A 14,918-nucleotide genomic window follows, 5' to 3' on the forward strand; every position below is an offset into this window, starting at 1 on the left:
TTAGTGGTGTTAGGTGTCGTTCGCCACCTCTCCATCTGGATTTTGAACATTTCAAAAATTCAGATGGGAGGTACTTACAGTGAAATACGCACCGAGAAAGGTATATATCAAGGAAAGCGGCAGATATGTGGAACTGTCCTATACGGATTTCTGCCGCCGCAGGGAATCCGACCAGACCTATATGGACAAGCTGTTTATCCCCATTCAAGGCTGTCTGCTTGAAGTCGTGAGGGAGCAATACACGGACTTCTACCGAGATAAGGAACGGTGGCGTTATCTGAAAAAATTAGATACGAAGAACAGCCTGCTTTCTCTGGATGGATTTACGGACAGCGAGGGGAAGCCTTTAGACTTTATCGCTGATGAAGCGGCAGACATTGCGGAAACCGTTGTCAATGCGGTTATGGTGGACAGGCTGAAAGCCGCCCTGCCTTTGCTGTCGGATAGTGAACAGGAATTGATACAGGCAATCTTTTTTGACGGACTTTCTGAGCGTGAAGTCGGGGCGAGGTTCGGCATAACCCAGAGCGTTGTGAACAAACGCAAAGCCAGAATCCTAAGAAAACTAAGAAAGATAATAGAAAATTAAAATTTAAGGCGTTCAGCCCCCTTGTTTTTTCCTTTGGGAAAATGAGGGGGTTTTTCTCTGCCCTCTCAATCAATTCTGATTGGAGGAAAAGAAGCATGGCATATAACCACGGACGGGAGGACAGGAAATGGCGTATCTGGAAAGAAGCGGAGGAAAAGCTGCTGCGTGAGTGCGGCGTTGATGAAGCGACCATTGAGCAGATACGCATTGCGGACAGGGCAGACTTCAATTCCAACAGGCGGTTTTACCGATGGACGAATGAGCTGGGATGTGAGTATCTCTATATTGTGCCCGACCTTTCCGGACATGGAGAGGCAAAAGACGATCCTTATGTAAGTACAGCTGAGGAAGCAGCCACGCTTGCCCATTACTTAAAAGAGCATGATCTCTGCACCATAAAACTTGCCTTTGGCGCTTCATTGGGCGGCGGCGTTCTTTTTGAACTGCTCCAAGATCAAAGCCTACACTTTCAAAAACTGTTCTTTGAAGGGACCAGCTTTTGTGAACAAGCCGGACTTCTATCAAAAATGCTGGAGCATGTGTTTCTGAGCAAACAAAAGAAGGCGCGGCAAGATCCAAAACCGCTGATTGATAAGGTCGCCAAACGCTATGGGATCTATGCGAACATGCTGTTTGATACGCTTGTTACGATGGACAAGCAGAGTATCAAAAATATTGTTTATGATTGCGGACATATCCGCTTGCCACATTTATCGGAGGATACGAAGCAAGATACCATCTTTTCTTATGGGGATAAGAATCTGAATGTCGGACATGCAAGAAGAAGCATCAAGAAACATTATCCCAAGGAAAAATTAAAAATCTGGCAAGGCTATGGACACTGCGAAGAAATGACACAAAACACAGTGGCCTATATGGCTTTTGTAAAAGGATGTGTGGATTAAGGAGAATATGGGTTTATGGATATCCTTCGAGCAATACTGGATGGGGTAGCTATCGCTGCTATTTTTAATGGGGCTGTCGCAAGCTTGGCACTGATCAATCCAAGATGGTTTTTGGACTCTTATCCAAAAGCCATTCAAAAGGCAGCTCCTTTACCCATGACAAAGCAAGAGAAAAAGATAAATCTCATATTCACTATCGGCCTCGTTGGGATATGTTTTGTTTATTCGGTTGCGAGCCTTATGCATTCCCCAATTATTGGTTTTTGGAACTTGTTTTGGATGAGCTATATTCAGTGGAGCATCTTAAATGCAGGAGATTTTTTGCTGTTAGATTGTCTGTTATTTCAAGGAAAATATAAGAGCAAAATTGTTATTCCCGGCACAGAGGGCCACAAGGACTATGAATTTAAGAATTGGATGAAGCACTTGGCTCTTGCGGAGCATTTTTTGTTCGTGCCATTTTTATTGATACCAATCGCAGCTGTCGTTCAGGCGTTCGTTGTTGAATTCTTGGCAAGTTGATGAGCAATCTGAACATTTTAACGATTCCCGATACTTTTTAACGATTACTGACACTTTTTAACGATTGCTCTCCGAGGGGTACGAAAATCGGAAACAGGTATGATGGAAAGAGATATATAAAAGCAAAAACTCATACAAAAACTGCCACGAAAAGCATCAAAGGAAGCTCCGCAGAAAGGCGAAAATCCCTGTAAATCAAGGGATTTCGAGGTTAAACACATGACTTACGCACCAGCGTTAAATTGTATCAAATACAGTGTCGGAATAGAACTTGCTTGCGGCTCAGGATAATTTTCGTTTAGTCTTTCAAAGCATACTGAAAGCTGGATTGGCACAGATTTCTCTGAAAAAATGATTCTTGAAGCGAGGAAGCGTGGAGAAGCCAAAAACCTTATATTTGAAATAGCTGACGCAACATCACTATCCTTTGCTTATGAAAAATTTGATTGTGTGCTAATCGCAAATGCACTTCATATTATGCCTAAGCCAGATGAGGCAATGAAAGAAATATATAGGGTTTTAAAACCTAATGGGATTTTGTTTGCTTCTACCTTTCTATGGAAAGAAGGAAAACAAAGAAAAATTATAAAGAGTTTGATGTCTATTTCAGGATTTAAGATTTATCAAGAATGGAATAAAAATCAATTTGAAGATTTTATTGAGGAATATGGGTTTTCAGTAGTTGAAATGAAATTGGTATATGGAGGTCTTGCACCGATCGGTGTAATGATTGCTCAAAAAGCATCTTAACAGATTTTGCTTTTGCGTTTAAACTATCAAGATTATAAGAAATCTAGAAATTTCTTCTATTCCGTAAAAAAAAATCAATATAAAAGGGATTATAATTTGAATATAAGTTTGGGCAATGATGAACAAGTTGAAGCCCTAACTTTGATGGTGCGAGAGCCGCAAAGCGGCTCGAAGCAGCATCAAAAGTAGGTCAGCAGACATTTGCACCAAATCAAAGATTTGGGCAAATGGTTGCATCAGACCTATATTGATTCGCTTTCGCTCATCATGTTAGGTCTTGATCATGCCAAGGCGGCCCGCGAAGGCAAGCGAAGCGCAGGCTGAGCGGTAAGCCGCCAACGGCGGAGAGTGTCGTATTGATGTCAAAGGCTGATTAGGTGGGTGCAAGTTTGCTCTTGTGTAGCAAGGCTTAGCAAGGGCTATCGTTAAAAGGTGCACCCAGGCGGTAAATGCTAATTTAGCGGCCTAGTCTTCGATTATCGCTTGCCCGTTCATGGGCATAGGTAAAAGCCAATCACGCAGAGATCCAAAGTTCTATTATCTGGGATTAATATTTTCACGCCTTTTAAATCATCATTATTAACCGCTTCTTGCGTAGCACTATGATCATAAGACTGTTTCCTGTATCTATGGCTGCTCAATGGGAGGGGCAATCGTTGCTCGTTTTCTTGCAGAAAAGCGGGTAAAGGTCAGCAGTGCGATCATAGATGGGGGAATCACCCCGTATCAGCTTCCTTATGGCGAACCTTCGATTCCTGCAATAATTATAAAATGCCGGAAAAGATCTGGACAGACTGTGAAAATGCTGTATTTTTGAAAATGGAGAGGTGAAATAACGTCCAGGTTATCACTAAGATATAGTATATTAAAACTGATTCTTAAGCTAATAGGATTTAAAAAATATTTAAATGCAAGTGAGCAGGAGATGAAAAACTATTCAGGAATATATGCTTTATCTTGAAAAGGGAGAGTATCACGGATTATAAGAGGTTTATCTTTCCTATGGAAGTATACGGCGACAAAGAATAGAATTTACTAAGGAGATAGTTTTATGGATTATATACGAGCGATTCTGGACGGGATTGCAATAGCCGCAATCTTTAACGGTGCAGTGGCAGTCTTGGTACTTATTAATCCGAGATATTTTTTTGATTCTTATCCAAAGGCAATTCAGAAAGCTGCACCTGAACAGATGACAAAAAAAGAGAAAAATATAAATTTCATTATAACAATTGTAATTTGCGGGATTTGTTTCATATATTCCATAGCAAGTCTTATACATTCAGGCATTTCGGGCTTTTGGAATCTTTTTTGGATGGGGTATATTCAGTGGAGCATATTAAACTTAGGAGATTTCTTTTTGTTGGATTGTCTGTTGTTCCAAGGGAAATATAAGGATAAAATCGTCATTCAGGGGACAGAGGGACATCCGGATTATGAATTCAGTAATTGGATGAAGCATTTGGCAATCAAGGAACATTTTGTAGTTACTCCGTTTTTGATCATATCGTTTGTAGCGGCGGTTCAGGCTTTGATTGTTGGAATATTATGAAGATGAATTTTCGGGCCATTTATCTAAATGGATAGTGAGCTTTTGTTTGGATACGTAAAAATACATCGAAATTTAGGAAGAAACATAAAGGGACCGTGAAGATGAGAGTATTGATTTATGGTGCAGGAGTGATAGGAAGTCTTTATGCGGCTTTGATTTCCGAAGCGGGAGCAGATGTATCCGTATATGCTCGTGGAAATCGTTTGAAAGAATTACAGACGTATGGGCTAAGGTATAAAAAAAATAATGAGATTCGGACTGCCAAAGTATCCGTTTTATCTCTACTGCTGCCGTTAGACAGTTATGATTTTATATTGCTTGCGGTAAGAGAAAATCAGTTACATATTGCTTTGGCGGAACTGAAAGCTAATATAAGTCCTGTCATTGTAACTATGGTAAATTCTTTAGAAACGTATGATACATGGGAAAAGATTTGTGGAAAAGGACGTATCCTCCCTGCTTTCCCGGGTGCCGGCGGCGGCTTTGACGGAGATATTTTGGATGCAGCCCTTACGCCTCGCTTTATTCAGCCAACTACAATCGGCATGTCAGGTGGTCGTGAAAAAGAACTGTTCGATTTGTTCCGATCAGCAATGATTCCATGCCAAGTTGTAAAAGACATGCATTCATGGCAGATTTGTCATCTTGCAATGGTCGTGCCGATTGCAGATGCTTATTATCATTCAGATGATCCTGAGCATGCCGGAAACGATCGTGTATTAATGAATAAAACAGCGAAGCAAATCAGAAGAAATCTTTTTAATGTTAAAACAAAAGGAATTAAACCTGTTCCGATAAAAATGAAGTTTTTACAAATTCTTCCATGCTCCATTATGGGGTTTATTCTTGGGATTATTTTTCGAAGCCGTTTTGGAGAAAAGTTTATGTACCGACATTCAATAAAGGCTCCGGATGAAATGAGGCGGTTGCATGAGCAATTTTATAACTATATAGGTATTTATGACGTATGAACCGATAAGTGTTTGTAGTTTTTTTATGCTTTTCTAAAAGCATACTGGATGTTTTTTTCTCAAGCATTCTTCCCTTTGCCAACTTCCATCGTGCAACGAGCGTGCAGACCAAGTTCTTGATGTAGTGTTATCATCAGGGTAGTCTTGACACATGTGGAGACGATTGTGCTTCTGTCCAAACTAGATTCCAATAAGTACATAAAAGTAAAAATAGATATGGATGAACTAGATGTAACAGTATCTGCCGCAAGGCTTTCATGCTGAGCCAGGGAAGCCATAATGGACAAGAGTAGCTCCCATTCTGGATTCCTTTGAATGTACTCGATACAGTTGTGAATCCAGCGCTTAAAGGCATCACCGTACACCCGACGGATCTATTCTTCAAAGGACAACTCTTACCAGCATAATAATCCCGGCTTGTACCGCGCTATATATCGGAACCAGGATGAATGGCCACAGCAGAAAATGCTCTAAGAGTCCAAGATGCTTCATCCAGTTTCCAGATTCATAATCCGGATGGCCTTCTGTCCCCGGTATGACAATACAGCCTTTATATTTCCCCTGAAATAACAGGCAGTCCAGAAGAAAAAAGTCTCCGAAATTTACAATATTCCAATTGATATATCCAGTCCAGAATAAGGGCCAGAATCCGGTGATGCCTGTGTGCATATTACTGATGATTTCATATGCCGCGCAGATGCCCATAACCACGATAGTGAATATGAAATTAACGTGCTTCTCCTCTTTGGTCATTTGCTTTGGTGCGGCTTTCTGTATCGCTTTCGGGTAAGAATCGAAGAAATATCTTGGATTGATCAAAACTACAGTTGCCGCAGCTCCGTTAAATATTCCGGCCATTGCTATTCCATCAAGTATTGCTCGAAATATATCCATGTTGTATCCTCCTATTGAATAATCTGCAATATCCCCGAAACAAGCAGGGCTGACACAGCAAAAACAGGAATAGTTCTCAGAAAAGCCTTCACATGTTTCTTTGCACCAAGATAAATTTTCCCGCCATTAATGCCTTGAAACTGTCTGGGCTTGCTGTGTTGCCACCAGCACAGGTCGATAATGAGCAGATCAAAAGCGTTCAGGCCTGCTCCGAACGCATCCACAAGGCAATCTCCAATCATGAAGATGACATTTGCGATGACGTCGCAAGGCATGGCTGTTTTTTCTTTCTTCATTGAATACCTCACCTCGCATTGTATTTATGCACGAATATAGTCCTCGATGTCATGGCAATAACCTTCTTGATCTTTCGTCATCCTCTCACAATGCCCGTAGCCTCCCCACACTTTCATTCCTGCATGAGGATATGTCTTCCGGAGCATTCTCCTTGCCTTCTTGTAGTCGAAATCCTTATCACCATAGGCAAACAGACAATTCTTCTGAAGCGTATCGGATAATGGCGGCAGTTCCACAAATGCACAGTCGTGAATGATATTCCTTATGCTTTCCTCGCTCATGGCGATAAAATGCTTTGCCAGAAGCGGAGCGGCTTCCGTTCCAAACATTGAAGACATCCTCTTAACACTGAGCGCCGGATCTGCCACGGCCTTTTTATGTTTTTTCAGAAATACGAATCTGAGGATCCGTTCCAGAAGTTTCGCGTTAGTGTAAAAGCTCGTTCCCTCAAAGAACACATGCTCAAACTGAATATCGTCATACTTGAGAAGCTGCAGAAGAATCACGCCTCCCAGGGAGGCTCCAAAGCCAAGCTTAAGCTTCATAATCTGATTTTTGACCAGATAATCATGAATTTGCCTTGCCTCGTCAAAAGCACTTTTGTAGGTGTCTTTAATTGCATCACCATGTGCGGAAAGATCCGGTACGAAGTAGCGGTATCCATTCCCGACAATGTCGGCAATGTACGTTTTCATTCCATTTGCTGAGGAAAGCATCGGGTGGATCAGCAGAATGACGTCTTTCTTTTCGCTGTTCCAATCATGCATAATCATATTCAATCACCTCAAATTTTAGTTAGTCATGTCTAACATGTAGTATTGTATTATAACACGCTTTACAGGCTGACGACGATGCGATCATAAGATGAGTTAAAATAATCTATAGATAATATCGTCACGAGGTAGAGGGATATTAGTAATGATTCCGGAAAACTCGACCAGTTTCCAAGTACGAGTCTAAGCCTTGAACAATTTCCTCGTACAAGATAAGGTCTCAAGGGAGGTGTGGACATCAATCGGCTCATCTCAATCCATGTGGAGACGGTGGTATTGATGTCACGGGAAGGGTGAAAAGCGTTAAAATCAATGGGTTTGGGAGATTTCGATAATTTGAAAAAAGTTAGCAAGAAAATTTGCACAAACCCGGATTTGGACTCAGCGGGGGATAGTTGAGTGGACTGGTTAGATATTTGAGTTTGTGCCATAGATGTTTTTGCCGATAGAGTTCGTGGGATAGATGTTTTTTGCTCCTTGAGCGCACAGGATAGATGTATTTTTTGGGGGGGGGGAGTGTGGCAGTGGGATGGGTTTTTAGCGATTAATGGGAAATGAGAACCATAGCAGCGCATCGTATTGAAAAAGACTCTACTCAATAAACCAGTGTATGACTATGGGTATCAATTAGTCGATTGAAGGAAGGCGGGAAGATATGAGACAATCAATTTATGAGCAGATTCACTCTGCAGTAAACAAGAATGGACAACTTGATTCCGATTTTAGCCTTCCAAGTGAAGATACTAACGGGGATATAACCTTTGCACCTGGTGCTTGGGATGGCATGTTAAGATATCACCTTTCTACGAATGAGCAGGATATGAAGGAAGAACTTCAACATTGGGCCTGCATTATTGAAATGGCCTCGCAAAGGCAAGTAGGCCAGGCCATTTTTGAAGCGGAAAAATATGGCTTAAATCATAGCATTTATCCACTTTCAGATGACATTGTCCGGTATCTTATGGACCATGAAAATGACCTAAATTTAGGCGAAATTATCTATTTTGGGATCCAATTGTTGCTCAAGGCAAATGAAAAAGAAGCCGTCAAGCTGGGCTTCTTGCTCCTAGAGCTATTTGAACTGGAAGATTTGGAGCTTTATAAGCCTATTATCCGTACGTTGGCTTTATATGATGAGTTTACTTTTTATGCCGGTTTTCATATGCAAAACTGGCGAAATGGGAATCAAGAGATTTTTGATGCGGCAAAAAAAGTAACCGGGTGGGGTAGGATACACTTAGTCGACAAGTTAAAACCGGAAACGGAAGAGATAAAACTTTGGCTACTGACAGAAGGCATCAACAATGACGTCATGCCGGATTACTCCGCATTGACAATTTATCAAAAGGCAGATCTTATTGATCATTTAAAAGCTCCTATCGACCATGACCTATATTGTGGCATATCCAATGTTATTTCAGCACTGCTTTCAGAAGAACCGGTAATGGGGATTTCCGCTATTGAAGAAAAGGAGGAGTTACTTGGAACTTTCCTTCAAGTTGCTAGAAGCAGGAAGGATCTACGTACGGAAGATTATTCTGCGATTTTAGATGTTATCGACTATGTATCGGATAAGGAATCTCTTCTCCATTTAAAAAAAGAGGGGGACGAACTAATCAATGATTCGGTTAAGAAAAAGATCTTGCAAGAGACAAAAAAAGGGAATTCCTTTGGATTAGCCATTCGGCTTGATTTACCCTACGAAGCAGATGCGTTTCGCTTTGTACAAAAGGATTTCCAAAAATATGATTGGCTAGCAGGGAATCTCATCAAGAAAGGATATCATTTAGAAGAATTACTGGATTTTCTTGAAGAAAACATTAATCTTTCTCAATATATATGTGCTCCCGACAAAGATTCAATGGAATACCAGAGAAAGCTAGTCCCTGATATTTTCGACTTTATTCTTCAGTCAATACGTCATCATGTTGGCTTTGGGCTGCAATTTATTCGCACAGGTATATGCTCGTGGAACAGACGGCTGCAAAATGGTGCAATAAAAGTTATGCAATGTTGGATAGAGGATACCGGTCTTTCGTTGAAAGAGATATCACCTGAACTCTAGGAATTTTTAGAGAACGCTATCTCTGTCCTTATTTGCGATGATGAGGTTATCGATCAACTGATTGCAATACGGGACAACACTTATTCAACAATGCAGAATAGGGATATTGATTCTTAAGGAAAAAGCCCTGAACAGCTTCCACGTACGGGTCTACGTTCTCGGCCCGGTTTCCTTGTACGAGGCAAGGCTTCAAGGGAGGTGTAGACATCAATCCGGTCATCTCAATCCACGTGGAGACGGTAGCGCTTTTGTCCGGGTGAGTGCGTGGAATAGATGTTTCGTTCCATAATTGGACGGGTCCGAATTCTCAAAAGGAAGAGAATTCGCGTTCATAAAATGCAGAGAGGAGAAAAGAAGATGATTGGAGCAATCCTAGGAGATATTGTGGGATCAAGATTTGAATTTCAGCCCATCAAGTCCAAGAATTTCCTTCTTTTTTCGGAGGAATCGGATTACACGGATGATTCTTTGATGACCATTGCGGTGGGGCTAGCTTTGAAACAAGCCTTTGCGGATAAGAAGGAAAAGGACGAGGCCTTTTTGCAAGATCAATTTATCCGGACCATGCAGTCTATTGGCCGCTCCTATCCAAATCCTACGGGGGCTTATGGTGGCTCTTTTTCACAGTGGTTAGTGACAAAGAATCCTGAGCCTTATAATAGCTGGGGAAATGGCTCAGCCATGCGAGCTTCCGCCTGTGGTGAATTGGCGGAATCATTGGAGCAGGCGCTGTTTTTTGCGGAGCAAAGTGCCCTTGTCAGTCATAACCATCCGGAAGGCATCAAGGGCGCGCAAGCCACAGCGGCCGCTATTTTTCTGGCGAAACGAGGCAAATCGAAAGAAGAGATTCGCCATTACATTTATCAACATTTCTATCCGGAGCGGTTGACCGTTGAAGAGATTCGTCCTCATTACGCCTTTGATCCGTCCTGCCAGGGGACGGTTCCGCAGGCATTCGCTGCATTCTTTGATTCCATAGACTTTGAAGATGCTATTCGCAATGCGATTTCCTTAGGAGGAGATGCGGATACGCTTGGTGCCATTACCGGTTCCGTGGCTTGGCCTTTCTATTTAAAACAAAATGGTCTTTCGGAAGCAATGAAAGAGATGGTGAGTCATGCTTTGCATATTCTCCCATCGGAATTTAGAGCGTTTTTAAAGGAATACGAGGACGACTTTATTCAAACGTTATGCTTTTGTGGGCGTAGGGAATAGAATTCATCGGAATTCGAAGGAGCAGTCTTGACCGAATGTTGAGACTTGAATGGAACGCAATCTCTAAAGCCACTCCTTGCGGGGTGGCTTTTATCGCGAAAAGATATTTTCGCATTAGAGTCTCCATCCTGTTGACAGGATAAAAACTAAGAGTTAGCATTAGATAACATGATAGACGATACCGTCGATGGAGGAAATGATGCGAGTGATTAAATCTAAAAGCGAGCGTAAAAAGGAAATTATGGAAGCGGCGAAGTCTGTCTTCCTGGAAAAAGGCTTTGAAAAAACCACCATGGAAGACATCATTGCAGAAACCTCCCTTTCCAAGGGGGGGTTCTACCACTACTATGCCTCCACCACCGACATCCTCCACGATCTGATGATTGAAGGCATCGCCTACCGCATTAACATCATAAAGCAGACGGTCGGTCAAGCCTCGGCATGGGACGACGAAAGTTTGGTCAACCTGATGGTGGATAAGGTCTTGGATGAAAGCGACCTCATGAGCCTTTATGTTATCTATCTTCAGGCCTCCCAGAGAAATCAGGCTCTGAGAGATCTTTTTCAGGAACTGAAGAAGGATAACCGTGCCATGTTTGAAGAAAGTTTTGGAACGGAATCGCAAAAAGGTATGGAATATTTCTATTCCGACCTCCTGCTCCATTTCATGAATACCATCATGTTGGGCTCAGAAATATTAGGCGCCCGGGAAGTCTTCCGTAAAAACCGGCCGCTTTTTGTGGCTATGATGAAGCTTGCTTTAGACTATGTGCGGGAGGGCAAGATGAATACCTAAAAATTTTATCCATTAGTTAGCCGAGACCAACTAATGGATTGTATCCTGATAAATCGTTTTTTCATGGCGTATTTGCGCTTAACGAGAAAGGAGTTTTCTATGTCCGTTTACAAAAAAATGAAACCCTACGTGCCCGGCATGGGAGGCATTCTCATGTTGGCCTTCTTACTTATTATCGGATCTTCTGTTGCCCTCATTGCCGAGTACCAGGCGATTTACTTATTTTTAGAAAAGATTTTGGCCGCATCCGGCCTGGAGGGTCTGACCCATTTGGTCACAATCCTTTGTCTTTGTGCCCTGGCCTACACTGTAATCTACTTTATCGGTTGCATGGCCACCCACCTAGTCGCCTTCCGCCTGGAGGCAAACTTAAAAAAAGCCGGTATGGATGCTCTTTTAGAGGCCCCCTCGGCCTTTTTTGACAAGTATCCGTCCGGGAAAATCCGCAAGATGCTGGATGATAATACTGCCTTAACCCACACCAGCGTGGCCCATCTCTTGCCGGATTTGGCCGCTGCCTTCTTTGTTCCCCTCTTTGGCCTCATCTTGGCCGGCATGATCGACTGGCGACTCTGCGTCTTTATGATTTTGACGATTGTTGTCGGCGGCGTAATTGGCCGCAAGATGATGGGAGAATCCTCCTTCATGGGCGAATACATGCAGGCCCAGGAGGCCATGGGGGCACATGCCGTGGAATATGTTCGCAATATGGGCGTGGTCAAGATCTTTAATGCCAACGTCAAGTCCATGAAAAACTTTTATGATTCCATCGCCAGCTATGCGGATAAGGTGCTGGCCTACAGCATGTCCTGCCGCATTCCTTACGTGACCTTCCAAACCTTTTTTAATTCTGTCTACCTTTTGCTCATCCCCTTGGCCTTCTTTTTCCTAGCCCAAGGGGAAGATCCCGAACTCTACCTGACGAAGGCCATCTTTTATGTCCTCTTTTGCGGCATACTCTTCGTGGCCTTCATGAAGATTATGTATGTGGGCATGCATTCCTACCTGGCCTCCTCCTCCATCGACAAGATCGAAAGCCTGATTCAGGAAATGCAGACCGGTAAGCCGGCCTCCGGTTTCGTTGACCAAGCTACGGACGGTGCCATCGACTTTAAGCACGTCTCTTTTGCCTATGAAAAAGACAAGGTTTTAGAGGACGTAAGCTTTCATCTGGATGGGGGAAAGACCTACGCCCTGGTCGGCTCTTCCGGCGGGGGCAAGTCCACCTTAGCCAAGCTCATTGCCGGTTTCTATCCGGCTCAGGAAGGGGAAATCCTCCTCGGTGGCAGGGCTCTGTCGGAGTATTCGGAATTGGCTCGCACCCGGATGCTGGCTATGGTCTTTCAACATGCCAAGCTCTTTAAGACCACGATCTACGACAATGTTCAAATCGGCAATCCGGCGGCTTCTCGGGAGGAAGTCATGGAAGCCTTGAAACTGGCTCGCTGCGAAGATATTTTGGACAAGTTTCCTGACCGAGAGAAGACCCGGATCGGTTCCAAGGGCGTCCACCTTTCCGGTGGTGAGATCCAGCGCATCGCCATCGCCCGAGCCATCTTGAAAAATGCCCCCATCATCATTCTGGATGAAGCTTCGGCAGCAGCTGACCCGGAAAATGAATATGAAATCCAGCAGGCCTTCAGCAACCTCATGAAGGGAAAAACCGTTATCATGATTGCCCACCGGCTCTCTTCCATCCGCCAGGCGGATGAAATTCTGGTCGTGGAGGAAGGTAAGATTATCGAGCGCGGTAGCCACCGGGATTTAATGGAAAAAAATGGGCGTTATGCCTATCTGCAGGGCCTTTATGCCCAAGCCAATGACTGGAGGGTCGCCTGATGAAAAGAAAATTACAAGAAACTTTTGCCCTTACGGAAAAAGGGGCGAGGGGCATGATGCGAGCATCGATCGCTTCCTTTTGCGTAAACATCACCTACATGGCGGCTATGATGGCCTTTTTTGCCTTTGCCCAGGACCTTTTGGCCGATGGAAATCTCAGTCAGCCGGCCTTTTATCTGTTGGCCATGGTCGCCATCGTGGTACTCATGTATTTGGCTTTGGATTTTGAGTATCGGGCCACCTACAACACGACCTACGCGGAATCCCGAGATCTGCGCATTGCCATTGCCGACACCATGAAAAAACTCCCTTTGGGCTATTTTGCCAAACATGACTTGTCCGACCTGGCCCAGACCATGATGCAGGATGTTTTGGATATGGAGCACGCCTTTTCTCATGCTGTGCCTCAGGCCATCGGAGCGGGGATCTTTTTAGTCCTCATGCTCCTCATGATTGTAATCAGCAATTTTTGGATTGGTCTGGCCATTCTTATCCCCACGGCAGTTAGCTTTGTCATCATCCTTCTTTCCAAGCGCTACCAAAAAAGCTTTGAGAAAAAGTTCTATGACCAAAGCCGAAAAAATGTGGAAATTATCCAGGATGCCATCGAAATGCAGCAAGAAATTCGCTCCTACAATCTGGTGGGAGAGAAAAGACGGGAAATTCACCAGGCCATACGGGCAGCCGAAAAAATGCACATGCAAGCCGAAGTGGGACAGGGCATCCCGGTCATGTCGGCCATGACCATTGCCAAATTGGCCCTTGCCAGCACGATCCTGACGGTGGCTTATTTTATGCTTAAGGGACAGATGACGGCCCTCTATGCCATCGGCTATATGATTGCCGCCACCCGCCTGACCTCCGCCATGGACGGCGTCAGCATGAACATCGCGGAACTCTTCCACATCGATGTCCGGGTAGATCGTATCAAGGAACTCCAAAACACACCAGTTCAAAGGGGACAGGAAGTGGAACTGAAAAACTTTGATATTGAAGTGAAGGACCTCTCCTTTGCCTATGGAAACAATCCGGTTTTGAATGGGGTAAATTTTTCAGCTAAGCAGGGGGAAGTGACGGCCTTGGTTGGACCTTCCGGGTCGGGTAAAACCACCATGATCCGGCTCCTCTCCCGCCTCTACGATGTGGACCGGGGCGAGATTACCATTGGCGGTCATTCCCTAAAAGATATCGCTCCGGACTGCCTCTATCGGCAGATTTCCATGGTTTTTCAGGATGTGACCCTCTTTAATGGAACCGTCATGGAAAATATCCGCATCGGCCGCAAAGATGCCAGTGATGAAGAAGTCATGGAAGCGGCCAGGAAGGCTCACTGCGACGACTTTATCGTAAAACTTCCCGAGGGCTACCAAACCCTGATCGGGGAGAACGGCAGCAAGCTTTCCGGAGGGGAAAGGCAAAGACTATCCATCGCCCGAGCCTTCTTAAAGGATGCTCCCATCCTCCTTCTGGACGAAATTTCCGCTTCCCTTGATGTGGAAAATGAGATGGCCATTCAAAAGAGCTTGAATGCCCTGATGAAAGACAAGACTGTGGTCATCATCTCTCATCGGATGAAGTCGATTGAAAATGTGAATCAGATTGTCGTCTTTGAAGAAGGCCGGGTGAATGGCATAGGTCGTCATGAGGAACTTATGACCCGCTCCAAGCTTTATCGGAACTTGGTGGAGAAGTCGAGTTTGACGGAAGCGTATGTCTATTAGAAAGGAATAAAAGGTAATTTTTTTAAACT

At 43.9% G+C, this 14,918-nt stretch carries 13 protein-coding genes and 1 pseudogene; 11 read left to right on the forward strand and 3 right to left on the reverse strand.

What is annotated here, in order from left to right; translation table 11 throughout:
* Positions 1 to 79 precede the first annotated feature (79 nt).
* The 6 genes and pseudogenes from FXY30_RS02375 to FXY30_RS02410 all read left to right on the forward strand — a co-directional run bounded on the left by FXY30_RS02375 (position 80) and on the right by FXY30_RS02410 (position 5,289).
* The gene (locus tag FXY30_RS02375; RefSeq protein ID WP_002596252.1) at positions 80 to 589 is read left to right on the forward strand and encodes a sigma-70 family RNA polymerase sigma factor; all 510 of its coding nucleotides are present in this window, start codon (positions 80 to 82) and stop codon (positions 587 to 589) included.
* 95 nt (positions 590 to 684) lie between these two features.
* On the forward strand, positions 685 to 1,494 hold the full coding sequence (locus FXY30_RS07720; RefSeq protein ID WP_071705140.1) for an alpha/beta fold hydrolase: 810 nt from the start codon (positions 685 to 687) through the stop codon (positions 1,492 to 1,494).
* A 15-nt stretch (positions 1,495 to 1,509) separates the two neighbouring features.
* Positions 1,510 to 2,016, forward strand: coding sequence for a hypothetical protein (locus tag FXY30_RS02385; protein WP_019190580.1), 507 nt, complete (start codon positions 1,510 to 1,512; stop codon positions 2,014 to 2,016).
* Between the two features lie 312 nt (positions 2,017 to 2,328).
* Positions 2,329 to 2,766 (forward strand): annotated as a pseudogene (locus FXY30_RS02390) (class I SAM-dependent methyltransferase); the annotation flags it as partial.
* A 1,051-nt stretch (positions 2,767 to 3,817) separates the two neighbouring features.
* A complete protein-coding gene (locus FXY30_RS02405) occupies positions 3,818 to 4,318 on the forward strand; it encodes a hypothetical protein (RefSeq protein WP_071705141.1) in 501 nt (166 codons plus the stop codon).
* 101 nt (positions 4,319 to 4,419) lie between these two features.
* Positions 4,420 to 5,289 (forward strand): ketopantoate reductase family protein, encoded by an 870-nt coding sequence (locus tag FXY30_RS02410; RefSeq protein ID WP_071705142.1) that lies wholly within the window; start codon positions 4,420 to 4,422, stop codon positions 5,287 to 5,289.
* A 381-nt stretch (positions 5,290 to 5,670) separates the two neighbouring features.
* Here the strand turns inward: FXY30_RS02410 and FXY30_RS02415 are convergent, their stop codons facing one another.
* From FXY30_RS02415 to FXY30_RS02425, 3 genes are read right to left on the reverse strand one after another with little or no spacing between them, the layout of a single operon-like run.
* Complete coding sequence (locus tag FXY30_RS02415) at positions 5,671 to 6,183, reverse strand: hypothetical protein (protein WP_071705143.1); 513 nt, start codon at positions 6,181 to 6,183, stop codon at positions 5,671 to 5,673.
* An 11-nt stretch (positions 6,184 to 6,194) separates the two neighbouring features.
* Entirely contained in the window at positions 6,195 to 6,479 is a 285-nt protein-coding gene (locus tag FXY30_RS02420) for a hypothetical protein (protein WP_071705144.1), read from the reverse strand.
* Positions 6,480 to 6,503: 24 nt separating this feature from the next.
* Positions 6,504 to 7,253, reverse strand: coding sequence for an alpha/beta fold hydrolase (locus FXY30_RS02425; protein ID WP_071705145.1), 750 nt, complete (start codon positions 7,251 to 7,253; stop codon positions 6,504 to 6,506).
* 655 nt (positions 7,254 to 7,908) lie between these two features.
* On the opposite strand from FXY30_RS02425, the gene FXY30_RS02430 reads away from it, so the two are divergent.
* From FXY30_RS02430 to FXY30_RS02450, 5 genes are all read left to right on the forward strand, one after another.
* The gene (locus FXY30_RS02430) at positions 7,909 to 9,318 is read left to right on the forward strand and encodes a hypothetical protein (protein WP_071705146.1); all 1,410 of its coding nucleotides are present in this window, start codon (positions 7,909 to 7,911) and stop codon (positions 9,316 to 9,318) included.
* A 357-nt stretch (positions 9,319 to 9,675) separates the two neighbouring features.
* Positions 9,676 to 10,533 carry an ADP-ribosylglycohydrolase family protein gene (locus tag FXY30_RS02435; protein ID WP_071705147.1) on the forward strand — a complete coding sequence of 286 codons (858 nt, stop codon included), beginning with the start codon at positions 9,676 to 9,678 and terminating at the stop codon, positions 10,531 to 10,533.
* Between the two features lie 199 nt (positions 10,534 to 10,732).
* The gene (locus FXY30_RS02440; RefSeq protein ID WP_157885026.1) at positions 10,733 to 11,329 is read left to right on the forward strand and encodes a TetR/AcrR family transcriptional regulator; all 597 of its coding nucleotides are present in this window, start codon (positions 10,733 to 10,735) and stop codon (positions 11,327 to 11,329) included.
* Between the two features lie 99 nt (positions 11,330 to 11,428).
* Positions 11,429 to 13,168, forward strand: a complete 1,740-nt coding sequence (locus tag FXY30_RS02445; RefSeq protein WP_071705149.1) for an ABC transporter ATP-binding protein — start codon at positions 11,429 to 11,431, stop codon at positions 13,166 to 13,168.
* The gene (locus FXY30_RS02450) at positions 13,168 to 14,889 is read left to right on the forward strand and encodes an ABC transporter ATP-binding protein (protein ID WP_071705150.1); all 1,722 of its coding nucleotides are present in this window, start codon (positions 13,168 to 13,170) and stop codon (positions 14,887 to 14,889) included. The genes FXY30_RS02445 and FXY30_RS02450 overlap by 1 nt, the downstream gene beginning before the upstream one ends.
* Positions 14,890 to 14,918: the final 29 nt, after the last annotated feature.

Origin of the sequence: Murdochiella vaginalis (genome assembly GCF_902381775.1) — a bacterium.
In the GTDB taxonomy this organism is placed as follows: Bacteria; Bacillota; Clostridia; order Tissierellales; family Peptoniphilaceae; genus Murdochiella; species Murdochiella vaginalis.